Origin of the sequence: Xylanibacter ruminicola (assembly GCF_900142525.1) — a bacterium.
GTDB lineage: Bacteria > Bacteroidota > Bacteroidia > Bacteroidales > Bacteroidaceae > Prevotella > Prevotella ruminicola_A.
Genome location: NZ_FRBD01000001.1, coordinates 23,021 through 48,731, shown reverse-complemented (window position 1 = coordinate 48,731; position 25,711 = coordinate 23,021). Strand labels below are relative to the sequence as shown.

Below are 25,711 nucleotides of genomic sequence, written 5' to 3'. Positions count from 1 at the left end.
GGTTACCGAAGTAATATAACGCAATTTTGGCCAAATTGGTGAATAAAATAGCGTCAAATGGGTGAATGAAAGTCGTCCAACTGTCGCGTCAAAAAACAGCCAACTGTCGCATCAAAATAAGTCCAACTGTTGTGTCAAAAATCGGCCAACTGTCGCATTAAAATTTGTTTAAAACGACTGATTATGGAAAAATTTTCGTAACTTTGCACCCAAAATAGTGTAAGATTATGAAATACAAGAAAAGAATAGCAGACCAGATACTTGCTGATAAACTAGAATCATCAGGTGCCGTTCTTATAGAAGGGCCTAAGTATTGCGGAAAGACAACACTGGCCAAGCAACAGGCAGGGAGCGTCTTGTCAATGGCAGATCCTGACACTTTAGCTCAGAATCTTGCTCTTGCTCGGACGAACATTTCGAGACTTCTTGTTGGAAAGACACCAAGATTAATAGATGAGTGGCAAATTGCACCTCAGTTTTGGGATGCAATTCGAAATGAGGTGGATAATCGTGATGATGATGGACAATTCATGCTTACAGGTTCTGCTGTCCCTCCGAAACCCAAAAAGGATGAAAATGGAAATCTTATAGAGGAAGAACAAATACACCATACAGGAACTGGTAGAATCTCCCGACTAAAACTTCGTACTATGACATTATGGGAGTCAGAGGATTCGACAGGAATGGTTAGTTTGGGTGAGTTGTTTAAGAATTCAGATTATGTCGATGGGGAGAGTCATATAGATTTGGAACGTTTAGCTTATCTGACATGTCGGGGGGGGTGGCCGAAAGCTGTATTGAGAAAAAGTGAGAAAGCTGCGTTGGCACAAGCATTTGACTATTTCGATTCGGTGGTAAGCACCGATATTAAGAGAGTTGATGACGTGGAAAGAGATGAGGAAATGGCCAAACGTATTATGCGTTCTTATGCCCGTAACCAAGCTAGTCAGGCAACAGCGGGAACCATATTGGCTGATATAAAGAATAACGGTGATGAACTTTTATCTGATAGCACCGTGTATAGCTATATTAAGGCATTGAAGGAGATCTTCGTTATAGAAGACTCCGTTGCATGGAACCCAAATTTGAGGAGTAAGACAGCTATTAGAACCTCAGACACCCGTTATTTCACTGACCCGTCTATTGCCACTGCTGCTTTGGGCTTAGGACCGAATGATTTGATTAATGATTTGAACACTTTTGGACTTATTTTTGAAACTCTTGCTGTGAGGGATTTGCGTGTCTATGCGGAATCGCTTAATGGAAAGGTTTACCACTATAGAGACAAAAACAATCTGGAATGTGATGCAGTCGTTCATCTTAGAAACGGTTCTTATGGGTTGATTGAAATTAAAATTGGAGGATCTGAACTCGTAAATGATGGAGCAGAGAGTCTGAAGACTCTTTCGGACAAAATTGACACTACCAAAATGAAAAAGCCTTCTTTCCTGATGGTTTTGACGGGTATCGGTGAATATGCATACAAACGTCCAGAGGATGGTGTGCTAGTAGTTCCAATCGGATGTCTAAAAGAATGAATAACGATTATTGATAAGGAAATATAATTTAATAATGGCTCGATACCGATAGAAAAGTGTCGAGCCATTGTTGTGTTCAAAGATGATGTACGGCTACAGTTTCTTGTTTTCGGCGAACGAATAGTACTGCTCATCCGCGAGGATGATATGGTCGTGCAAGGTCATCCGTACAGACTCTGCAGCCTGTGTGAGCTTAGCAGCAATTGTGCTGTCGAACTTTGTGGGAGAGGGATTCACACTGACATGGTTATGTACCTTCTGAGTAATTCATGCTTCGGATTGAGGAACAATGCCCAGAACTCTTCCACATCCAGGTCTTCAAGTTGTGGCATCATGTAGTCACCTATGGCCAACGCATTCTTCAGAACAGGTTTCTCTTCTGGAGCAGTCTTCCTAAAACGCTTTCCAAATTCACAGGCAGCGACTATAGCAATGGCCCTGTTCTTACCAATGCCACAGTCGCCCGCCACAATAATCACGGTATCCGTCATGGCATATTGTATGCAGCACTTGTAGACAAGTTGCGTGAAGTCGCCATGGATGTCGCCACTTACCACGATGCTTTTAGCGTTGGGTAAATCAAAAACTATTGGTTTCATAATTATTTTTTTTGTTCGACTTTCTCCCCTTATAGTATGAGAAAAATGGAAATGTTACATGTGTGAAGAAGAAAAAATACATTATTTATAGTTTTTTGCTGCAAAATGACTATCTTTGGCGCAAAATACAGAAGGAAAAAATGAAAGATTATCCAGATAATATGACGGCGGAGCAGGCGAGGGTGTTTGGCGAGGATGTGCTGAACATTGTTAGTCAGATTCCTTGTGGGAAGGTGACGACCTATGGGCATATCGCGGCATTGGCAGGATGGCCTAGTCATTCGCGAATGGTGGGGCGGACATTAAGATACTCACCACAGGCGGTGGATTTGCCTTGCCATCGGGTGGTGAATAATGTAGGTCGCACGGCTCCAGGGTGGAGTAGGCAACGCCAGTTGTTAGAGGCCGAGGGTGTTACCTTTAAGGCTAATGGGCATGTGGATATGCAGCGGCATCTTTGGGCGCCAGATTCATAAAATACTATAAATAATTGGCCAATAGTTTGGAGGTGTCGAATTAATAACTATCTTTGCCAACAGTTATTAATTTAAAAATGAAAGGTTTACAGAAAATTATTTTTAATATGGGACAGTTTGAATTGATGGCGCTACCGTATGCGCCTGAGGCTTTGGAGCCAGTGATTAGTAAGGAGACGATTGCATTCCATCACGGAAAGCATCTGGCGGCTTATGTGAATAATCTGAATGGGCTGTTGGAAGGAAGCCCCTTGGTTGGTCTGCCTTTGGAGGAAATCGTGCTGAAGGCTGAGGGCGGTATCTTGAATAATGCTGGGCAGATACTGAATCATGAGTTGTATTTTGGACAGTTTTGTGCTCCAAAGGCTGATAATAAGCCTGTGGGGAAACTCGCTGAGGCGATCGCTCGCGATTTCGGTTCGTTTGAGGCTTTCAAGGAGGAATTCCAGAAGAAGGGCGCTACGCTCTTTGGCTCAGGCTGGGTGTGGCTGTCGGCTGATAAGGATGGTAAGCTGGTCATCACTCAGGAGGCTAATGCCGCCAATCCGATTCAGAAAGGCCTGAAACCGCTGCTGACCTTTGACGTTTGGGAGCATGCCTATTACCTGGACTATCAGAACCGTCGTCCTGATCATCTGGCTGCCCTGTGGCAGATTATCGACTGGACGGTGATAGAGCAGCGTTACGTATAGTTATTTGATGCTCATCCACTCTTTTTGTCTGCAAAAGTACAGATTTCGTTCGAAAATAAAAAGAAAATGCAGTTTTCTTTTGTATTTTCCTTACTTATTCGTACCTTTGTCCCCATGAAGGAGTATCAGTATCATATTTTTAGTCCGTATCGCGTGTGCCCGCTGGGAGCACATGTGGATCATCAGCATGGACTGGTGACGGGCTTTGCCATCGACAAGGGCGTCGACCTTTGGTTTAACATCAATACCGATGGTCATGTTCACCTGGAGTCTAAGACATTCGAGGGCGTGGTCGATTTCGATATCGAATCGCCTACCCAAGTTAAGGAGCGCCACTGGGGCGACTATGCCCGTGGTGCCAAGTTCGCACTCAAGAAGCGCTTTGAGCTCAAACTAGGCATCAACGGTGTTATTCAGGGCTCGCTACCTGTGGGAGGCTTGAGCTCGAGTGCCGCTGTACTCATCGCTTACGTGATGGCGTTTGCCAAGGCGAATGATATCACCCTGCAACCTTTCGAGGTCGTAAAGATTGCCTCGGAGGCTGAGCGCGAGTATATCGGACTGAACAACGGATTGTTGGATCAGGCTTGTATCGCTTTGGGCAAGAAAGATGGATTGTTGTTCCTAGATTGCGACTCTAACGAGTGGCGCATCATCAAGCGAAATCCAGAGATGCCTGAGTTTAAGATTGGCATCTTCTTTAGCGGCCTGACGCGTAGTTTGGTAAACTCAGATTATAATCTGCGTGTGTACGAGTGCAAGACCGCCGCTTGGAACATGCTGGCCTACACGGAGCAGCCGCTGAAGACATTCGATAAAACCTTCCTACGCGATATACCTAAGACTACGTTCGAGAAGACGCGTATCGCCATGCCAGCCCGTTTTGCGCGTAGGGCAGAGCATTTCTATAGCGAGTATCGCAGAGTGCGCCAGGGTGTGACAGCTTGGGAGACGGGTAATTTGAAACTCTTTGGAAAGCTTTCGTTCGATAGCTGTGAGAGTTCGATTCATAACTATGAGTGTGGCTCGCCCGAACTCATTGCCATTTATGAGATTATGCGCTCGTTGCCAGGAGTTTATGGTGGCAGGTTCTCGGGAGCAGGCTTCAAAGGGGCTTGTATTGCAATGGTTGATCCAGCACATACAGCAGAGGTAGAAAAGGTACTCACAGAGCGCTATCTGGAGCAGTTCCCTGAATACGAAAAGACATTCCAGGTATTCTGGGTATCGCCTGACGATGGAGCGAGATTCGTCGATTGACAATCGACCGAGGGATGTTCTTTTCTCGCTCACTCCGAGAAAATGAACCAAAAGAGGGGTGCCGAGATGTTATTATTTTAAAGATATATAGATGAAGAATATTGTTATTGCTGCTGGGTATGCTACCAGACTTGGGGAACTTACTAAGAATTTCCCCAAGCCGTTGTTGAAGATTGGAGAGAATACCATTTTGGGTCGTATGCTCGATGATATCGACCTGATTTCTGAGATTGATGAACATATCATCATTACGAACCACAAGTTTGCAAACATTTTTGAGGATTGGGCTGCGGAGCAGCATTACGCCAAGCCCATCACCATCGTGGATGATGGCACAGAGACCAACGACACCCGTCTGGGAGCCGTTTGCGACCTGCTGTTCGCGATGGACAAGTTGAGCATCGATGACGACTTGCTGGTGGTGGCGGCAGACAATCTACTGTTCTTTAGCTTTAAGGAGTTTGTGGATTTTGCTAAGCAGAAAGATACTTCTTGCATCATGTGTCATGAACAGCCTTCTATCGAGAAACTCCAGCGCACGGGTGTGGTGGAACTCGACTCTGAGATGAAGGTGCTGGGTATGGAGGAGAAACCTCAGGTGCCTAAGAGCCATTGGGCCGTGCCACCATTCTATATATATCTGAAGAAGGACCTTGATTTGGTTCGTCACTCAGTAGAGAATGGTTGTGGCAAGGATGCTCCCGGTAACCTGGCGCATTATATGGTGGAGCATACTACCATGCATGCCTGGCCCATGTCAGCGGGACGATTTGATATCGGTTCGCTGGATACGTATTATGAGGCTGTTAAGCGCTTCGGATAAGCGTTTCAGGGGAGGATGCTGTTATAAAATATAATTCAAAAATAGATTATGGAGAAAATTGAACTTAGTGGTAAAACGATATTAGTGACTGGTGGGGCGGGGTTTATTGGCTCGAACCTGATTAAGAGACTGTTTGCTGATGTGAAAGAGGCGACGATCATTAATATCGATAACGTCAATGACTATTACGACCCTTCCTTGAAGGATTGGCGACTCCAAGAGTTGGAGAAGGCTGCATCAGCCATCAGCCATCATACATCATACATCTTCATCAAGGGCGATATTGCGGATAAGGGGACCATCGATGGTATCTTTGAGCAGTATAAGCCTCAGGTTGTGGTGAATCTCGCTGCTCAGGCAGGTGTGAGATACTCGATCACCAACCCCGATGCTTACATCATGAGCAATATGATGGGCTTCTATAACATCCTCGAGGCCTGCAGAAACCACCCCGTGGAGCATCTGGTTTACGCTTCAAGTTCGAGCGTGTATGGCGGCAACAAGAAGGTGCCTTTCTCTACCGACGATCGTGTGGACAATCCCGTTTCACTCTATGCAGCTACCAAGAAGAGCAACGAACTCTTTGCCCATTGCTATTCGAAACTCTACAATATCCCCACCACGGGCCTGCGTTTCTTCACGGTCTATGGTCCTGCCGGTCGTCCAGATATGGCCTACTTCGGTTTTACCAACAAACTGCTGAAGGGCGAGACCATCCAGATTTTCAACTATGGCAATTGCCGTCGTGACTTTACCTTTGTCGATGATATCGTGGAGGGAATCGTTCGCGTGATGCAGGGCGCTCCTGAGCGCAAGAATGGCGAGGATGGTCTGCCCATCCCCCCATATGCTGTGTATAATATCGGAGGCGGACAGCCCGAGAACCTGCTCGACTTTGTGCAGATTCTGCAGGAGGAACTGACGCGTGCCGGTGTGCTGCCCGCAGACTTCGATTTCGAGGCTCACAAGAAGCTGGTGCCCATGCAGCCAGGCGATGTGCCCACCACCTATGCCGATGCCACTGCCCTTGAGCGCGACTTCGGTTTCACACCGAAGATCACGCTGAGAGAGGGGCTCAGGAAGTTTGCAGAGTGGTATAAGAGCTATTACAACCCTGCGTGAAAGATTGCCTTTGCTGTATTCATTTGCTTTTTTCTTGGAAGCTTTTGAAGTAATCTAGGCAGGTGGTGCGCCAGAGATTTGCGTTATGGAGTTGATGTTGGAGTCGGGCATCAACTTCTTGCCAGCGCTGGTCATCGATATAGGGCTTTGCCTCGTTCCATATGCGGATAAAGTCTTCAACCTCGTTGACACCTCTGGTATAACGATACTCCATCTCTTCGATAACGGTGCGACCACTCTTTAAGCGATAGGTCCAGGGAACACGATGGAACCACAATAGGTAGCGCTCTGGACAGGTGTTGATGTCATCATAGATGGTGCAGTATGGTTCACGATACTGGGCTGTGGCATTAGAGCCAGTGTGGGTGCGATTGAAACCAATAGAATCGTTGTTAGCCTTGTGATAGTATACTGGGCACCACTCAATGGGGTACTGAGCGATGAAGCCATTGGGCTCGGGTCCATAATGTTCGTCGAAGGCAAAGATATGGTGTAAGCCTATAGGCATCATATAGTCGACGCAGGCCTCGCGTGAACGGAGCATCACGCTTAATAATTGACCATCTGGCTTTTCAAATGTCTGGTCAAGCCATTCTTGGGCGATGGCCTCGCTGGTGAGGGTAGGGTTCCAAGCGAGGCGGCCAAAGGCGTACCAGTTGGCCTGAGAGAAGTGATGACCACACCAGTTGGTGTCGAGCCCGATATTGGCTACACCTGCTATGCCGACGAGCTTCTCTGGAGCTACGAACCCAAAGAACTCTCGCCACATGGGGGCCAGATAAACCAGATGGCGTGACTGACCCAGATATTCCTGAGTAATCTGGAGCTCAGCCATCTGCTTGGTGTGTTTGATGTTATCGAAGATAGGAGCGTATGGCTCGCGTGGCTGGAAGTCGAGTGGACCATTCTTTGACTGCAGGATGACATTGTCGCGGAACTTGCCATCGAGACCTACAAACTCACTGACAGCCTGTTTTACACGGTCCTCACCTTTGTGGGCTGCACCATAAACAAAACTGCGCCACATAATGATGCCACCAAACGGCTTAACGGCATCGGCCAGCATATTGGCACCATCGGCATGAGTGCGATGATAATCGAATGGACCAGGCTGGCCCTCAGAGTTAGCCTTTACCAGGAATCCGCCAAAGTCGGGAATCAGAGCGTAAATCTCCTTGGCCTTAGCCTTCCACCAAGCCTTGACTTGTGGGTTCAGTGGATCGGCAGTTTTTAGCACCTTGCCCTTGTTGAATCCCTTAGCAGGGATTGACATAGGCGATGCAAAGTTGATTGAGAGATATACTTTGATGCCATAAGGACGCAGAATGTCGGCATACTGCTTTACCTTATTAATATATACGGCTGATAGCATCTTGGGTGATGCGTTGACATTGTTGAGCACAGTGCCATTGATGCCGATAGAGGCATTAGCGCGAGCATATTCCTTGATGAGGTTTGCATCGATAGGCTGATCGGGATCCTCAACAAAGATTGTGTGACCACGGAACTTGCGCTCGCCTGGTTTGCCCTTCCAGAAAATAGACAGACCGGCATAACCACGCTCAATAGTGCCATTGAGATTATCCCAGTGGTTCAGGATGCGGAGCTTATAAAAGGGTTTGCTACCGGTGGTCTCACCACGCAACAGTGCATAGGCACCATAAAGCAGACCAATCTCGTTCTTGGCTGTAATCACACCATTGTTGATGCGATAAGCATCTTGCTCCATGGTAGGATCGAGCTTTAGAGTAACGTCGTTTTTGCTATAGGTTCGCAGTTCTTGGGCTGCGATACATTCGGGACCAGTAACCACAGCCTTGTTTACTGGTGCTTGGCGAAGCCACAGTTGGTGACCGTCTTCAGCCTTTGCCATTCCAGCAAAGACAATCGCTAAAATAAGTAATGATAGTTTTTTCATAAATGTTTCTATGATTTTTTTGCAAAAATACGAAATAATTATCAATTTTCAATTGTCATTTATCAATTATTTTGTATCTTTGCGCCAAATATTAAAGTAAAAGATACAAAATGAAAAAAGTTAAACTACTAATTACTCTGATTTTTGCCGTTTTACCGTTGATGATGCATGCTGGCGATTTTACTGTTGGCAACAAAACATTCCTGTTGAATGGCGAACCATTTGTGGTAAAAGCGGCTGAGGTGCACTACCCGCGAATACCTCAGGCTTATTGGGATCATCGTATTAAGATGTGTAAGGCGCTGGGCATGAATACCCTGTGCATCTATGTGTTCTGGAATATTCATGAACAGCGTGAGGGACAGTTTGACTTCAGTGACAACAACGATGTGGCTGAGTTCTGCCGACTGGCACAGAAGAACGGAATGTATGTGATTGTTCGTCCTGGACCATACGTTTGTGCAGAGTGGGAGATGGGTGGACTGCCTTGGTGGTTGCTCAAGAAGAAGGATATACGCCTACGCGAGCAGGATCCTTACTTTATGGAACGCGTAAAAATCTTCGAGAAGAAGGTAGGCGAGCAGCTGGCTCCACTGACCATACAGAATGGCGGTCCCATCATTATGGTGCAAGTGGAGAATGAGTATGGATCGTATGGAGAAGATAAACCCTATATCTCGGAAATTCGCGATTGTCTGCGTAGCATCTATGGCGATAAATTAACGCTCTTCCAATGCGACTGGAGTTCGAACTTCGAGAAAAACGGCCTTGATGATCTGGTGTGGACCATGAACTTTGGTACTGGTGCGAATATCGACCATGAGTTTGCACGACTAAAGAAACTACGTCCCAATGCACCACTGATGTGCTCGGAGTTCTGGAGCGGATGGTTTGACAAGTGGGGGGCTAACCACGAGACTCGTCCTGCCAAAGATATGGTAGACGGTATGGATGAGATGCTGCAGAAAGGCATCAGTTTCTCGCTCTATATGACTCACGGAGGAACCAGCTTTGGCCATTGGGCTGGTGCAAACTCACCTGGTTTCGCACCTGATGTGACTAGCTACGACTACGATGCACCTATCAATGAATATGGTGGCACAACCGATAAGTACTTCCAACTGCGCAAGATGATGCAGAAGTACAGCAAGACCAAGTTACCCGCCATACCCAAGATGCCTGCTCCATTTATACAGATAGCGCCATTTGAGCTGACTGAGCATGCCGACATGCTGATGGGAGCAGATAGTGTGGTGATGGACAGTCCGCTGCGCACGATGGAGGAATTGGATCAGGGTTGGGGATCAATCATCTATGTGACCTGTCTGCCTGCGATTTCAACTCCCAGTGTGCTGACACTGAACGATGGGCATGACTTTGCTCAGGTGTTTATAGACGATCAATACATTGGCAAGATTGACCGTGTAAGGAATGAGAACAGCTTGCAGCTGCCTGCCGTCAAGCAGGGACAAGAACTGAAGATATATGTAGAGGCCATGGGACGAATTAACTTTGGTAGAGCTATCAAGGATTATAAGGGCATTACCAATAGCGTGACCATATCGACAGATGTGGAGGGACATGAGTTGATCTGGAATCTGAAGCGATGGACCATATTGACCGTACCTGATGATTATCAGACAGCCAAGAAAGCTCTTGCAGCAGCCCCAGCACCCATCACCTCGAAAATGGGTTACTATCGTGGCAACTTCAACCTGAAGAAGGTGGGCGATACCTTCCTGAATATGGAGCAATTTGGCAAGGGGCAGGTCTATGTGAACGGGCATGCCATAGGCAGATTCTGGAGCATTGGTCCGCAGCAGACGCTCTACGTACCTGGATGCTGGCTGAAGAAGGGCAAGAACGAGGTGATTGTACTGGATGTGGTAGGTCCGAAGAAACCGGTTATCATGGGACAAACCACACCAGAGCTTGATAAACTGAACGTGGAGAAATCGCGTACTCATAACAATCCTGGCGATAAGCCCGATCTGAATTCGGCTATCCCTGTATCTGAAGGAAAACTTCAGGCTGGTAACGGTTGGCAGATGGTGCGTTTCAATGCACCTCAGAAAGGTCGCTATCTAGTAGTGCAGGCGCTTTCTACTCACGATGGTAAGGATGTAGTTTCTATAGCAGAACTTTATGCTGTCAATGCTAAAGGCGGACGATTGAGTCGTGAACAGTGGACTGTGAAGTATGCTGATAGTGAGGAGACCAAGCGTGGGAATAATACTGCCGAGAAGAGTTTCGACCTTCAGGAGTCAACTTATTGGCGCACAGAGAAAGGTATCGCTCTGCCACATCTGGTGGTTATCGACCTTGGTAGCGAGCAGACCATCACAGGTATCGACTATCTTCCACGTATGGAAGAAGGTGCACCAGGAAGTATAAAGGATTACAAAATCTTTGTTTATTAGAGTGGAAAAGAATTCCCCTCCTCATGGGAGGAGGGGATAGGGTGGAGGAGATAAATACTTTTACCTCTTAATAAATAACCAATCCACCATTAGGCTGGATAGTTACTTTTACCTTTCCTGTCTTATCAGTCTTAAGGGCAGTCTGAACAGGCTGTCCTTTTTTATTGTCGATGAGCACTTTTGACAAATTGCTTTCAAAATCGCTCAGATTGATAGAAAGGTTGATAGGCTCTTTTTGAGCGTTGAGGCCTGCTATGTACCAATGACCATTGGTGGCCTTACGAGCCAGAACAACATACTTGCCAGGATAGCCGTCGATGAAACGAGTCTCGCTCCAAGTGGTGGGCAACTGGCGCAGGTAGTCCATCTCAAACTGAGGCAACTCGTTGAGATTGTTGGGCTGCATAGCTACGCACTGAACTGATGTCTGCATAGTGATGCCTGATGCTAACTCGAAGATATCAGTGGTTTTGCGGGTATGGCGACTCTTGTTGTCGCGGCTCATATACTTATTCATAATGATGCCTCCCCAGTCCATCGAGGCTGTGGCGTTACGACAGAATGGATGCAGTGTGAGGTCGAAACCCTCTCGAATGGTTGCGCCTTCGCCAAAGAACAGGTTCTCTGAAGCCAGAACGGCCTCTGAGGCCACAAAGTTAGGATACATGCGCTCCCAACCACGAGGCATGGTGCAACCATGGAACACTACCTGCAGTCCATAGCGGTTGGCATCAGTCAGAATGTCTTCGTAGAGTTGCATAGTCTGCTGTTTGTCGCCTCCAAAGAAGTCGACCTTGATTCCCTTTACGCCAATGCTCTGCAGCCATTTCATCTCGCGTTCGCGAGCAATGGCTGTGTTCATGCAGTTGCGTGGGGTTTGTGGAGCATCGTTCCAGAATCCGTTGCTGTTATACCACAGAAGTAGATTGACGCCTTTAGACTGGGCGTATCTAGATAGTTCTTCTATACGATCGCGACCAATCTGAGTGTCCCACCAGTTGTCGACGAGGCAGTACTCAAATCCCATGGTTGAGGCCAGGTCGATGAATTTTACCTGGTCGTCGTAGTTTACAGAGTTATCCTGCCACAGAAGCCAACTCCATGTGTAGCGGCCTGGCTTGTAATTGGTAGAAGCGTTGTAACGTGGCTCCACTACATCGTACGAAATGGTTGTCTCTACAATGGGCTTCAATGTCTCTCCTAAGGTAATGGTGCGCCAAGGTGTCTCGCCAGGAAGCGGAATAGCTGCAAACTCTGTTCCAAAACCATTGTTCTCGCCCTTGTCAGGGTAGGTTACGGTGAAACCACTACCGACCTGATAATCAGAGAGGTGTGAACCGCAATAGCCTCCGCTTACTCCTGTTTCACTAACCAACGCCCAACCATTAGGCAGGTGGAACAGGGCTGGGAAAATGTATCCATGTCCATACTGCGATGCTTTGTTCATTGGGGCATCGTTAGAGTATTCTTCCTCGTAAGACGGCTTGGTCTGTTCCCAACCTGTTTCAGGACCAATCTGTGGCGAGATAAAAGTTGTTGTGCCATCAGCGAAGTTGAAGCTGCTGAGTTCTGAAAGAATCCGAACACGTTTGTATTCTCTACGCTTGATGGTCTGACGAGTCATCAGATAACGGAAGGCGATATCATTGTTTGATACCTGGAACTGCATTCTGAACTTTACACCATCCTTGTTACGTACTTTCAGCAACAGTGTGTTGGCGTTATATGTGTTCGATGATGCTTTGGTGCCACGCATCTGATATGAACTGTTGATTGTCGATGCCTGACTCTCGTAAATTGTCAGTTCTTTCGTTAAGTCTCCGAGGCTAGTTTGCAGTCCTAAGGCAGAAGGAGCTAACATCTGTTTGTTACCAAGAGTAGCTGAATAAACCAGTCGGCCCCCAGCATCACTTACAGTCACCACCAGATTACCATCGGGTGATGAAACACGAACGTCATCAGCCCAGCAAAGGACTGATGACGCCATGAATATCGATATAAAGAATTTTCTCATTATTACAGCAACTGGTCGCTTTCGATATCCTTGAAATACTTATAGGTTGAAACCTTCAACTCGTCGGCAGCCTCCTCATCGCTTACGATGATGCCATGCTCGTGCATCTGCAGAGCTGAGATAGTCCACATATGGTTAACAGCCCCCTCAACAGCAGCCTGCATAGCGCGTGCCTTACCATGACCGTTTACCAGAATCATCACTTCGCGAGCATCCATCACAGTGCCTACACCAACGGTAAGTGCATGAGCGGGCACATTCTCGGGCTTGCCGCCAAAGAAACGGCTATTGGCAATACGTGTGTCGGTAGTCAGAGTCTTCATACGTGTTCTTGAACGCAGAGAAGAACCTGGCTCGTTGAAGGCAATGTGACCATCAGGGCCGATACCTCCGATAAACAGGTCGATACCACCTGCTTCCTGAATCATCTCCTCGTAGTGCTTGCACTCGGCCTGCAGGTCGGCAGCATTACCATTCAGGATGTGGATGTTCTCCTTTGGGCAGTCGATGTGGTCGAACAGGTTGCGAGCCATGAAAGCGTGGTAGCTCTCAGGGTGAGTCTCTGGCAGACCTACATACTCGTCCATATTAAATGTGATTACATTCTTGAAAGAAACCTTTCCTGCACGATTAGCCTCTACCAGTGCGTTATACATGCCAACTGGCGATGAACCTGTAGGGAGACCCAGCACAAACTTGTGGTCTGGTGTTGGGTTGAACTCGTTGATACGCTCAATAACGTGGTTTGCGGCCCACTGTGACATCTTCTGATAGTCATTCTGAATAATTACTCTCATAATCTATTTGTTTTAAGTTTGGTTCTTAATTTCCGTGCAAAAATACAACGAATTATTTTTTTTAGGCACGGATTAACACGGATTAACACAGATTTTTTCTTCTCACAAAGATATTTGCTTAATTTTGTGCCCAAATATGAAAGAATTTGTAATATCAGAAGCCAAAGCTGAGACTGCTGTGTTGGTAGGATTGATTACCAAAGAGCAGAACGAGGCTAAGACAAAAGAATATCTGGACGAGTTGGAGTTCCTGGCTGATACCGCAGGAGCTGTAACTGTTAAAAGGTTTACCCAAAAGGTAGGTGGCCCCAGTCAAACTACATACGTAGGAAGCGGAAAGCTGCTTGAGATTAAGGAATATATCAAGAAGTGTCAGGATGCCTATGATGAATGGCTGGATGCACAGGATGCATCGCTCTTTGCTGAGGGACTGCTCGATGAGACCAATGCTCCACAGCCTGTGGGTATGGTCATCTTCGATGATGAGTTATCAGCCAAGCAGATGCGTAATATCGAGAAGGAACTGCAGGTGAAGATCTTGGATCGTACCTCGCTGATTCTTGATATCTTTGCCATGCGTGCTCAAACGGCTGAGGCTAAGGCCCAAGTAGAGTTGGCACAGCACAGATATATGCTACCACGACTGCAGAGATTGTGGACGCACCTGGAACGCCAAGGTGGTGGATCAGGTTCTGGCGGTGGTAAAGGCTCAGTAGGTCTTCGTGGTCCAGGTGAAACCCAGTTAGAGATGGACCGTCGAATCATCCTGCAGCGTATCACGCTGTTGAAACAGCGCTTGGCTGAGATTGATAAGCAGAAGACAACTCAGCGTAAGAATCGTGGTCGCTTGATTCGTGTGGCTTTGGTTGGCTACACCAATGTGGGTAAATCAACTATGATGAATCTGCTGGCTAAGAGTGAGGTGTTTGCTGAGAACAAACTCTTTGCCACACTCGATACCACGGTTAGAAAAATGACCATCGACAATCTGCCATTCTTGTTGGCTGATACTGTAGGTTTTATCCGTAAATTGCCATCAGATTTGGTGGAGAGCTTCAAGAGTACTCTTGATGAGGTACGCGAGGCTGACCTGTTGGTACATGTGGTAGATATTAGTCATCCTGACTTTGAGGATCAGATACATGTGGTAGAGGAGACTTTGAAGGAACTGGGATGTGCCGATAAACCTGCCATGTTGGTATTCAATAAGATTGATGCCTATACATGGACCCCACAGGAGGAGGACGATCTCACCGCCCCAACCAAGGAGAATATCTCGCTCGAGGACCTTGAGAAGACTTGGATGGCTCGTACTGGCGAGAACCATCACTATCTCGAGTGTATGTTTATCTCCGCCCGTCAGAAAGAAAACATAGATGAGCTTCGTGAGACACTCTATAAGCGTGTCCGCGAACTTCATGTTCAAAAATATCCCTATAACGATTTTTTATATCAAGATTATGAGTAATTACAGACAACTAACCCAAAACGAGATTGATGTTTTGGAGAACAATGTATGCTGGGCTGAAGACTGGCAGCGTGTATTAGTCGACGAAAACTTTAAACCTTACAATTTCCATCGCGTGATGTTCTATGGAGATATCCGCTTAGGAGCATTCAACAAAATGGTCGAGGTGAGTAAAGGCTTTACTAAGCACTCTGGTATCAATGATGCCACATTGCGCAATGTAACTGTTGGAAACGACTGCTTGATTGAGAAGATTGGTAACTACATCAACAACTATACCATTGGTAACGATTGCTACATCTCGAATATATGTACGTTGGAGACAACTGATGACGCCACTTATGGTGAAGGTTCAGTCATCTCGGTGCTTAATGAGATGGGTGATGGCAATGTAACCATCTTCCGCGAGTTGAACAGTCAGTTGGCTTCGTTTATGGTGAAGCACAATAACGATAAGAGTCTTAAGCAGGCTTTGCAGCAGATGATTGAGGATGAGCTGCGTGTATCGCGTCCTGATCGCGGTTATATCGGTAACAACGTTAAGATTATCAATGCCAAGGACATCACCAACACCATTATCAAGGGTGATTGTGAAATCAGTGGCGCTGCACGTTTGTCAGAATGTACCGTCATGTCGTCAATGGATGCTCCTGTATTTATCGGTACAGGTGTTATCTGTGAGAATTCTATCATCTGCGACGGTTGCTCGATTAATAACAGCGTAAAGATGCAGGATTGCTTCGTGGGTGAGGCTTGTCAGATAACCAACGGATTTACTGCTGAAGCCAGCTTGTTCTTTGCTAACTCATTTATGGCCAATGGTGAGGCTTGTGCTGCATTCTGTGGACCATTCTCAGCATCGCACCATAAGAGCTCGCTGCTGATTGGAGGTGAATTTTCGTTCTATAATGCAGGATCGAACACCAACTTCTCGAATCACGCCTATAAGATGGGACCTCTGCACTATGGCCGGTTGGAGCGTGGCTCTAAGACCGCCTCAGGTGCATATATCCTGATGCCAGCCACTATTGGTGCCTTTTCAGTGTGCTTTGGTAAGCTGATGCACCATCCAGATACAAGAAACCTGCCTTTCAGCTATCTGATGGCCTATGGGGACGATTGCTATCTGGTGCCAGGACGTAATATTACTACCGTTGGACTCTATCGTGATATCAAGAAATGGCCCAAGCGTGACAAGCGTTCTAAGCAGTCGCGTAAGAGTATCATCAACTTCGACTGGCTGAGTCCATTCACTGTAGGCGAGATTGTTGAGGGTATCAAGATCCTAAAGGCTCTGCGTGAGGCATCGGGTGATAATGTTTCTACCTATAATTTCCACGAATATGTGATCAATGCGTCATCACTCCGTAAGGGCTTGAAGTACTATGATATCGCCCTGCGTATCTATATGGGCGCTGTGCTGAAGCGTCAACAGAAGATATCTCCATCCTCGTTACTCGTTCCTCCTTCCTCGAACATCGGCAAGGGTCGCTGGATTGACATGAGCGGATTGCTGTTGCCACAGAGTGAGGAGCAGAGACTAGTTGATGATATCAAGAGTGGTGTCATCGACAATATCCAGCAGGTTCTTGATCGATTTGCTGAGATTAATAATAACTATAGCGACTACCGTTGGGCTTGGAGCTACCAGATGATTCTGGATTACTACCAGCTTGAAGAATTGAATGAGGCTGCATGTGAGCGTATCCGTGAGGATTACGTCAAGGCACGCAGAGCCTGGATTGCAGAGATTCGAAAGGATGCCGAAAAGGAGTTCCAGATGGGCGATGTTGACCAGGATGTATACGATGTCTTCCTATCGAAACTCGACCACGAGATCGACTATGAGAATTGATAATTGACAATTGATAATAAAAATATTACGATGAAAATTAAATTATTCATTACTATTTGCGCTGTGGCATTTGGACTGAGTGCACAGGCAAAGGATTACAAGTATGAGACCGTTCCAGGGGATATGATGAAAACCCGTATTTACACCTTGGATAATGGATTGAAGGTATACCTCTCGGTGAATGCTGAGAAACCACGTATTCAAACCTACATAGCTGTACGCACGGGTTCAAAGAATGACCCTGCAGAAACAACAGGTCTGGCTCACTACTTGGAGCACCTGATGTTTAAGGGTACCAAACAGTTTGGTACTAACAATGCCGCAGCTGAGGCTCCTCTGCTGGCTGAGATAGAGCAGCGTTACGAGGCTTACCGTAAATTGACCGATCCTCAGGCTCGTAAGCAGGCTTATCACGAGATTGATTCGGTTTCTCAGTTGGCCGCTAAGTACTTCATCCCTAATGAGTACGACAAACTGATGGCTGCTATCGGTGCTGATGGTACCAATGCATACACTAGCAACGATGTAACATGCTATACAGAAGATATCCCATCAAACGAGATCGAAAATTGGGCCAAGATTCAGGCAGACCGTTTCCAGAATATGGTGATCCGTGGTTTCCACACTGAGCTCGAGGCTGTTTACGAAGAGTACAATATAAGCTTGACCAAGGACTCACGAAAGCTTTTTGCTGCTATCAGCAAGATGCTCTATCCTAACCATCCTTATGGATTGCAGACTACTCTCGGCTCTCAGGAGCACCTGAAGAATCCTTCGATTACAAATATCAAGAATTACTTCAATAAGTGGTATCGTCCTAACAATGTAGCTATATGTATGGCAGGTGATTTTGATCCTGATAAGACTATCGCTATTATTGATAAGTACTTCTCGGGTTGGAAACCAGGCGCTGATGTCCGTCAGCCAGTGTTCCCTGCATTGCCAGCACTCACACAGCCCAAGGACACCACTGTGGTTGGTCCTGAGGCAGAGCAGATTTGGATTGGTTGGCGCGCTAAAAAGGCCAACGAACTGCAGGCTGATACTTTACAGCTGATGGAGGATGTGCTGAGCAACGGACGTGCAGGACTGTTTGATCTGAACCTGAACCAGACAATGAAGGTGCAGAGAGCCAGCGCAGGTTCACAACTTATGCACGATCATGGTGGCTTTATTCTGTTTGGTACACCTAAGCAGGGGCAAAGCCTTGACGAGGTAAAGAACCTGATGTTTGCTCAGATTGACAAATTGAAGAAAGGAGAATTTCCCGATAACCTGTTGCCAAGTATTGTTAACAACAAGAAACGCAACTACTACCAGAGACTGGAGTATAACGAGGCTCGCGCTGATATGTTTGTTGATGCCTTTATCGATGAGATTGACTGGAAGGACGAAGTAAACTATCTGGACCGTATATCAAAGATTACCAAGCAGCAGTTGGTAGATTTTGCTAACCGTTTCTTTACAGATGGTTATGTAACTATCTACAAGCGTCAGGGTGTTGACTCTACGCAGAAGAAGATAGACAAGCCTGCTATCACCCCGATTCCTGCTAACCGCGACCAGATGAGCCAGTTCGTGAAAGATATACAGAACTCACAGGTGGAGCCTATCCATCCTAAGTTTGTTGACTTCAAGAAGGATATGGCAACCCTGAAAACCAAGAAGCAGCTGCCTCTGTACTATATTAAGAATCAGGATAATGGTCTGTTTGAACTGGTGTTCTATTACGACTTCGGAAAGAGTGCCGACAACCGCTATGATATCGCTTCTGACTATATCGACTATTTAGGCACTGATAAACTTTCTGCAGCAGAGTTGAAGCAGAAATTCTATGAGTTGGCTTGCGATTGGAACGTCAGCGTGAGTGGAGAGACCATGAGCGTGAGTCTGTATGGACTAAGCGAGAATATGTCACAGGCATTGGCTCTGATGGAGAACCTGATTCAGAATGCTAAGGTTGACAAAGAGGCGTACGACAATATGGTAAACCTGATACTGAAGCGTCGTGGCGATTCGAAGAAGCGTCAGGAAAGTGTGTTCAACGCTCTATATAACTATGGTACCTATGGTCCACGTAATGCTATGCGCGACGTGATGAGCGAGCAGCAGTTGAAGGAGACCAATCCTGAGGTGTTCATTGACTTGCTGAAAGGTCTGAACGGTTTGAAGCATCGTGTGGCTTACTACGGTCCGATGAGCGAGAAAGAAATTGTAAGCGTGATTGACAAAAACCACAAAACAACCAAGAAATTGGCTGATGTACCTCAGAATAAGCCTTATCTGCGCGAGATTGCCAATAAGAACGAGGTGATGATTGCACCTTACGATGCCAAGAACATCTATATGCGCCAGTATCACAACGAGGGCCGCAGTTGGAATCCTGAAGAGGCTGCTGTTCTTGATGTGTTCAATGAGTATTTTGGTGGTGGTATGAATGGTATTGTATTCCAGGAGATGCGTGAAGCCCGTGGCTTGGCATATAACGCTTATGCCCGCTACTACATTCCTGCCAACAAGGATCGCAAGGAGAGCTTTATGACTCATATCATTACTCAGAACGATAAGATGGTGGATTGCGTGAATCACTTCCATGAGATTCTGAACGAGATGCCTGCCAGCGAAACTGCATTCCAGATTGCTAAGGATGCTGTTACCAAGCGATTGGCAAGTGAGCGTACCACCAAGTCTAGCATCTTCTACTCATATCTTACTTCAGAGCGTTTAGGTCTCGATATCAGCACTAATGAGTTGGTTTATAAGAATCTTGATAAGGTTCAGCTGAAGGACATTGTGAAATTCGAGAAGGAGACGATGGCTAACAAGCCTTGTCGCTACATCATTCTGGGCGATGAGAAGCAGCTGGACATGAAGTTCCTCGAGAACCTCGGCCCAATCAAACGATTGACAGTTGAAGAAGTGTTTGGATATTAAATAAAATATTAAACATTAAATTAACAAATACAAGTATGGCTAAAGCAGTTGAATTTAAGTATGCCCCTATGTTTCAGGTGGGCGAAGACAAGACGGAGTACCGCTTGTTGACAAAAGAAGGCGTAACAACCGCCGAGTTTGAAGGAAAGCAGATCGTGAAGGTTAGCAAGGAGGCCCTCACTCTCTTGGCCCAGCAGGCTTTCCACGATGTGGAGTTTATGCTGCGTCGCGAACATAATGAGCAGGTGGCTAAAATCTTGACCGATCCTGAGGCCTCTGAGAATGATAAGTATGTAGCCCTTCAGTTCCTGCGCAATGCCGAGGTGGCTTGCAAGGGTATCCTGCCTTTCTGTCAGGATACTGGTACTGCTATCATCCATGGTGAGAAGGGACAGCAGATCTGGACGGGCTTCGAGGACGAAGAGGCTCTCTCTCTTGGTGTATTCAATACCTTCACTCAGGATAACCTGCGCTACTCGCAGAACGCTCCTCTGAATATGTATGATGAGGTGAACACCCGTTGCAACCTGCCTGCACAGATTGACATTGAGGCTACCGAGGGTGCTGAGTATAAGTTTGTGATGGTGGCTAAGGGTGGTGGCTCTGCCAATAAGACCTACTTCTACCCAATGACGAAGGCTACTATCCAGAACGAGGGTACACTCATCCCATTCCTGGTAGAGAAGATGAAGTCATTAGGTACAGCAGCTTGTCCTCCATACCATATCGCATTTGTGATTGGTGGTACTTCTGCTGAGAAGAACCTGTTGACAGTGAAGCTAGCCAGCATCAAGTTCTACGATGGTCTGCCCACAACTGGTGATGAGACTGGTCGCGCCTTCCGCGATATCGATCTGGAGCAGAAGCTGATTAAGGAGGCTCAGAAGATTGGCTTGGGTGCTCAGTTTGGTGGTAAGTATCTGGCTCACGATATCCGCGTGATCCGTCTGCCTCGTCATGGCGCTAGCTGTCCTATCGGTATGGGCGTTAGTTGCTCTGCAGACCGCAATATCAAGGCTAAGATCAATGCCGATGGTATCTGGTTGGAGAAGATGGACGCTAACCCCACCGAGCTGATACCTGAGGAACTTCGCAAGCCTGGTGAGGGTGGCAAGGGTATCGAGATCGACCTGAACGAGGGTATCGATGCCGTTCGTAAGGAGCTCTCTAAGTATCCTGTTTCTACCCGTGTCAACCTGAAGGGTACCATCATCGTGGCTCGTGATATTGCTCACGCTAAGCTGAAGGCTCGTCTGGACGCTGGTGAGGGTATGCCTGAGTACTTCAAGAAGTATCCTGTGCTGTATGCTGGTCCTGCTAAGACACCAGAGGGCTATCCTTGTGGATCGATGGGCCCAACCACCGCTAACCGTATGGACCCATACGTTGATGAGTTCCAGGCTAACGGCGCATCTCTCGTGATGATTGCCAAGGGTAATCGTTCTGACGTAGTCACCGAGGCTTGTAAGAAGCATGGTGGTTTCTATCTAGGAACTATCGGAGGTGTAGCTGCAGTATTGTCAAAGAGTTCTATCAAAAGCATTGAGTGCGTAGAGTATCCTGAGCTGGGTATGGAGGCTGTTTGGAAGATCGACGTTGAGGACTTCCCTGCATTCATCCTTGTCGATGATAAGGGCAATGACTTCTTTAAGACATTGAAGCCTTGGACGCCTTGCGCTAAGTAAATGGTGAGGCGATTCATGATATGTGCTTTTGTGGGTTTGGCGGCATTTGCCGCCAACGCACAAAAGCACATTTCTTGTATTCCTCAACAATCTGAAACAGGCACACGTGCTATTGGAAGGTATAGCTTGCCGGAACCGAGAACTGATTGGAATCCAAACAGGACTTATCGCCAGCCAGTGGTACTTGTAACCTTTAAAGACCGCGAGTTCAGTATGCCTGATCCTGTGACATATTACAATCGACTATTTAACGAATCTGGCTATAACGAGGGACAAGGACTCGGTTGCGTGTCCGACTACTTCCGTGATCAGTCAGGAGGGCTTCTCAATATGCATTTCGATATTTATGGGCCTGTTCGGATTAATACTGCGATGCAACAACCAGACGCAAACGAGGATAGTTTTAGAGCACAGGTCGTAAGAAGTGCGATGGCGGCATTATGCGATACTTGTCAGGCAGATTTCTCAATTTATGACTGGGATGATGATAATCGGGTTGATCAGGTAGTACTCATCACTGCTGGATATTGTGGTAATGGGGCTACAGGATGTATTTGGCCTGGTACTTGTTCCGACAATTTCATGACTCCTGGTGGTAAGCGAATCTATATGTGGTCTGTCAGTGCCGAGCTTTGGAATGATGAGAAAGGCAAGACCGGTATTGGTACAATCGTGCATGAGTTTGCACATTGTCTGGGTATACCTGATTTGTATCCTACAGATTCTGGGGCTATATCGGCTGAGGGATTCTCGGTTGTAGATGACTGGGATTTAATGGATGGTGGAAATTATCTGGATTGGGGATGGTGCCCGCCTAACTTCTCGGCCATGGAAAAGAAGCTGTTGGGCTGGGGCAATCTTGTGGAACTTACCGAAGCTACTAGTATCAGCGGTATGAAACCTGTGAGTGAAGGTGGCACTACCTATCTTATCCGTAACTCAGGTGCTGAGGATGAGTTCTATCTGCTTGAGAATCGTCGACAAGCCGGATGGGATTATGCTGTGCCTGGAAATGGATTGCTTATCAGTCATGTGGATTTTGATCGTGCAACGTGGTTTAATAACCATGTAAATACAAGAAGAAATCATCGCCGTTATGATTTCTTTCATCCTGATGGTAAGGAATATAAAGACTGGGATCCTGATGAAAATTGTCTGGATATGAGTCGCTATACGATGGATCACCGCATGCGCAGTACCTATTTAAGTACTACTACTTATCCTTATACCAATCCTGAAACAAATATTGTGAAGCAGAGTCTGACTGATGATACGGATCCTGCTGCCTGGCTTTTCAATGCTAATGCCCAGTCCAAGTATTTTATGTCGAAGCCTGTTACTAATATCCATCTGAGTACCGATGGTACTATCTCGTTTGACTTTATGAAGGTTGATACAGGCATTGACGCCATTATCAATCATCAAAAAAACGACGACCTATGGTATGATCTCCAAGGTCGTCGTTTATACACAGAGCCTACACGTAAAGGCTTATATATCCATAACGGGCAATTAGTTTCTAAACATTAGTCCTTCTCCATAGCTATCAATGATGATAGGCTTAGTTCTATCCACCTCATCCGATAATAGTTTCTTTGAGAGGTCGTTCAGCACAAACTGCTGGATGGCTCGCTTGACGGGACGGGCTCCAAAGTCTGGGTCGTACCCCTGCTCGGCCAGATAATCGATGGCCTGTGGGGTGCACTCCAGCTGGATGCCCTGTGGGGCCAGCATGTCGGTTACCTTCTTCATCTGCAGACGAACCACATCGGCAATCTGCTCCTTGGTGAGTGGCGTAAAGGTGATAATCTCATCGATACGGTTCAAGAATTCAGGACGCATGGTGGCGCGGAGCTGCTCGCGAGTAGCATTAGATGTCATGATGATGATGGTGTTCTTGAAGTTGGCAGTACGACCCTTGTTGTCAGTGAGTCGACCATCGTCGAGCACCTGCAACAAGATATTGAATACATCAGGATGAGCCTTCTCGATTTCATCGAACAACACCACAGAGTAAGGCTTGCGACGTACTGCTTCTGTGAGTTGGCCGCCCTCATCGTAACCTACATATCCTGGAGGCGCACCAATCAGTCGGCTCACGCTGTACTTCTCCTGATACTCGCTCATGTCAATACGCGTCATCATGGTCTCGTCGTTGAACAGATAGTCGGCAAGGGTCTTAGCGAGCTCTGTTTTACCCACACCAGTGGTACCCAGGAAGATGAACGAGGCGATAGGACGCTTGGGGTCCTGCAGACCAGCACGACTTCTGCGCACTGCATCTGAGACAGCTGTGATGGCTTCCTCCTGACCAATCACACGCTTGTGCAACTCCTGCTCGAGGTGCAACAGCTTCTCGCGCTCGCTTTGCATCATGCGGGTAACAGGGATACCTGTCCAGCGTGATACCACCTCAGCGATATCATCAGCTGTAACCTCTTCGCGAACCAAGCGATCGGTGTTTCCTGTGGATTTTAAATCCGCAGAAACACGAGCGATATCGTCTTCAAGAGCCTTCAATTTCGAGTAGCGAATCTCGGCTACCTTGCCATAGTCGCCCTCGCGCTCTGCACGTTCAGCCTCCAGCTTCAGATTCTCGATCTCCTGTTTGTCCTGCTGGATCTTGTTGATGAGTTGGCGCTCGCCCTCCCACTTGGCGCGGAATTGGGTTTCCTGCTCTCTGAGCTCTGCGATATCTTTATCAAGTTGAGTAAGCTTATCGTTCCTCGTTCCTCGTTCCTCGTTTCTCGCTTCTCTTGAGATTGCTTCACGCTCGATTTCCAACTGAGCCAAACGGCGAGAAATCTCATCAAGCTCTTCAGGCACAGAGTCGCGCTCCATGCGCAGCTTGGCAGCAGCCTCGTCCATCAGGTCGATGGCTTTATCGGGCAGGAAACGCTCGCTGATGTAACGCTCGGACAGTTGAACAGCTGCTATACAGGCATCGTCCTGGATACGAACCTTGTGATGGTTCTCGTAGCGCTCTTTCAATCCACGCAGGATGGAGATAGCCGATAGTTCATCTGGCTCATCGACCATCACCGTCTGGAATCGGCGCTCCAAGGCCTTATCCTTTTCAAAATACTTCTGGTATTCATTAAGCGTAGTAGCACCAATGGCGCGGAGTTCACCACGAGCCAAGGCTGGCTTCAGAATGTTGGCTGCATCCATGGCACCCTCGCCACCGCCAGCACCTACCAGCGTGTGGATCTCATCGATAAACAGAATGATGCGGCCCTCGCTCTTGGTTACCTCGTTGATAACGCTTTTGAGACGCTCCTCGAATTCGCCCTTGTACTTGGCGCCAGCCACCAGCGCACCCATATCGAGCGAGAAGAGCTGCTTGTCCTTCAGGTTCTCAGGTACATCGCCACGAACAATACGTCCTGCCAATCCCTCAACGATAGCGGTCTTACCCGTACCAGGTTCACCTATAAGAATGGGATTGTTCTTGGTGCGGCGAGACAGAATCTGAAGCACACGACGTATCTCATCATCACGACCAATCACTGGGTCGAGTTTGCCCTGACGAGCTAGGTCGACCAGATTCTTGGCGTACTTCTCCAGACTCTGGTAGTTGTCATCGGCCGATTGCGACTGAACCTTCTGACCTTGACGAAGCTCCTGGATGGCCTTGAGCATGGCATCCTTGGTGCAGCCCGCATCCTTCATAATGCGCGATGCTGTTGAGTTGACATTGAGCAGGGCCAACAGAATAGGCTCTACCGATACAAACTCGTCGCCCAACTTCTGAGCCGTCTCTTGCGCGCGCACGAGTACATTATTACTATCACCAGAGAGATAAGGCTGTCCTGCGCCTTGAACTTTGGGCAGATGCTGTATCTCCTGATCGACTAGCATCTCAATTTGCTGGGCGTTGACTCCCAACTTCTGGAAGATGAAGGTGGTTACGTCCTTGGCCTTAGAGATGACACCTTTCAGTATGTGTGCAGGTTCTATGACCTGCTGGCCGTTCATCTGAGCGGTATTTACTGCTTCCTGAACAGCCTCCTGTGCTTTGATTGTAAATTTGTCGAAATTCATATTTTATCCTCCCTTTAATTTAATTGATAATTGATAGTTGATAATTGACAATTCATAATTTATGCC

Annotated in this window: 17 protein-coding genes and 1 pseudogene; 12 read left to right on the top strand and 6 right to left on the bottom strand. The window is 47.1% G+C overall.

Annotated features, from left to right (window positions below; genetic code table 11):
- The first annotated feature begins 227 nt into the window (after positions 1-227).
- Positions 228-1,538, top strand: a complete 1,311-nt coding sequence (locus BUB86_RS00175) for an ATP-binding protein (protein WP_073203472.1) — start codon at positions 228-230, stop codon at positions 1,536-1,538.
- 93 nt (positions 1,539-1,631) lie between these two features.
- On the opposite strand, the gene BUB86_RS00170 is transcribed toward BUB86_RS00175, so the two are convergent.
- Positions 1,632-1,775 carry a JAB domain-containing protein gene (locus BUB86_RS00170; RefSeq protein WP_175549356.1) on the bottom strand — a complete coding sequence of 48 codons (144 nt, stop codon included), beginning with the start codon at positions 1,773-1,775 and terminating at the stop codon, positions 1,632-1,634.
- 209 nt (positions 1,776-1,984) lie between these two features.
- Positions 1,985-2,137: pseudogene (locus tag BUB86_RS17105) on the bottom strand (serine/threonine protein phosphatase); the annotation flags it as partial.
- 140 nt (positions 2,138-2,277) lie between these two features.
- Between BUB86_RS17105 and BUB86_RS00160 the strand changes: the two are divergent.
- From BUB86_RS00160 to BUB86_RS00140, 5 genes are all read left to right on the top strand, one after another.
- Positions 2,278-2,613 (top strand): MGMT family protein, encoded by a 336-nt coding sequence (locus BUB86_RS00160; protein WP_073204050.1) that lies wholly within the window; start codon positions 2,278-2,280, stop codon positions 2,611-2,613.
- Positions 2,614-2,720: 107 nt separating this feature from the next.
- Positions 2,721-3,305 (top strand): superoxide dismutase, encoded by a 585-nt coding sequence (locus BUB86_RS00155; RefSeq protein ID WP_139261214.1) that lies wholly within the window; start codon positions 2,721-2,723, stop codon positions 3,303-3,305.
- A 114-nt stretch (positions 3,306-3,419) separates the two neighbouring features.
- Positions 3,420-4,565, top strand: a complete 1,146-nt coding sequence (locus tag BUB86_RS00150; protein WP_073203464.1) for a galactokinase — start codon at positions 3,420-3,422, stop codon at positions 4,563-4,565.
- A gap of 91 nt (positions 4,566-4,656) precedes the next feature.
- Positions 4,657-5,388 (top strand): nucleotidyltransferase family protein, encoded by a 732-nt coding sequence (locus tag BUB86_RS00145; RefSeq protein ID WP_073203461.1) that lies wholly within the window; start codon positions 4,657-4,659, stop codon positions 5,386-5,388.
- A gap of 48 nt (positions 5,389-5,436) precedes the next feature.
- Positions 5,437-6,510, top strand: a complete 1,074-nt coding sequence (locus tag BUB86_RS00140; RefSeq protein WP_073203460.1) for an NAD-dependent epimerase/dehydratase family protein — start codon at positions 5,437-5,439, stop codon at positions 6,508-6,510.
- A gap of 19 nt (positions 6,511-6,529) precedes the next feature.
- Here BUB86_RS00140 and BUB86_RS00135 read toward each other — a convergent pair whose 3' ends face one another.
- A complete protein-coding gene (locus BUB86_RS00135) occupies positions 6,530-8,428 on the bottom strand; it encodes an alpha-glucuronidase (RefSeq protein ID WP_073203457.1) in 1,899 nt (632 codons plus the stop codon).
- A 110-nt stretch (positions 8,429-8,538) separates the two neighbouring features.
- On the opposite strand from BUB86_RS00135, the gene BUB86_RS00130 reads away from it, so the two are divergent.
- Entirely contained in the window at positions 8,539-10,848 is a 2,310-nt protein-coding gene (locus BUB86_RS00130) for a beta-galactosidase (protein ID WP_073203455.1), read from the top strand.
- A 67-nt stretch (positions 10,849-10,915) separates the two neighbouring features.
- On the opposite strand, the gene BUB86_RS00125 is transcribed toward BUB86_RS00130, so the two are convergent.
- Both BUB86_RS00125 and nagB read right to left on the bottom strand, forming a co-directional pair.
- Positions 10,916-12,862, bottom strand: a complete 1,947-nt coding sequence (locus BUB86_RS00125) for a glycoside hydrolase family 97 protein (protein ID WP_073203454.1) — start codon at positions 12,860-12,862, stop codon at positions 10,916-10,918.
- Between the two features lie 2 nt (positions 12,863-12,864).
- Positions 12,865-13,659, bottom strand: coding sequence for a glucosamine-6-phosphate deaminase (nagB, locus tag BUB86_RS00120; RefSeq protein WP_073203453.1), 795 nt, complete (start codon positions 13,657-13,659; stop codon positions 12,865-12,867).
- 136 nt (positions 13,660-13,795) lie between these two features.
- Between nagB and hflX the strand changes: the two genes are divergently transcribed.
- The 5 genes from hflX to BUB86_RS00095 are packed head-to-tail and all read left to right on the top strand — an operon-like array spanning position 13,796 to position 23,131.
- Positions 13,796-15,127 (top strand): GTPase HflX, encoded by a 1,332-nt coding sequence (hflX, locus tag BUB86_RS00115; protein ID WP_073203451.1) that lies wholly within the window; start codon positions 13,796-13,798, stop codon positions 15,125-15,127.
- A complete protein-coding gene (locus tag BUB86_RS00110) occupies positions 15,120-16,982 on the top strand; it encodes a DUF4954 family protein (RefSeq protein WP_073203450.1) in 1,863 nt (620 codons plus the stop codon). Before hflX ends, BUB86_RS00110 begins: the two co-directional genes overlap by 8 nt.
- A 30-nt stretch (positions 16,983-17,012) precedes the next feature.
- On the top strand, positions 17,013-19,916 hold the full coding sequence (locus BUB86_RS00105; protein WP_073203449.1) for a M16 family metallopeptidase: 2,904 nt from the start codon (positions 17,013-17,015) through the stop codon (positions 19,914-19,916).
- 35 nt (positions 19,917-19,951) lie between these two features.
- A complete protein-coding gene (locus tag BUB86_RS00100) occupies positions 19,952-21,601 on the top strand; it encodes a fumarate hydratase (RefSeq protein WP_073203448.1) in 1,650 nt (549 codons plus the stop codon).
- The gene (locus BUB86_RS00095) at positions 21,602-23,131 is read left to right on the top strand and encodes a M6 family metalloprotease domain-containing protein (protein ID WP_081372998.1); all 1,530 of its coding nucleotides are present in this window, start codon (positions 21,602-21,604) and stop codon (positions 23,129-23,131) included.
- Here the strand turns inward: BUB86_RS00095 and clpB are convergent.
- The gene (gene clpB / locus BUB86_RS00090) at positions 23,114-25,645 is read right to left on the bottom strand and encodes an ATP-dependent chaperone ClpB (protein WP_073203439.1); all 2,532 of its coding nucleotides are present in this window, start codon (positions 25,643-25,645) and stop codon (positions 23,114-23,116) included. The two genes, BUB86_RS00095 and clpB, sit on opposite strands and share 18 nt — an antisense overlap.
- Positions 25,646-25,711 lie beyond the last annotated feature (66 nt).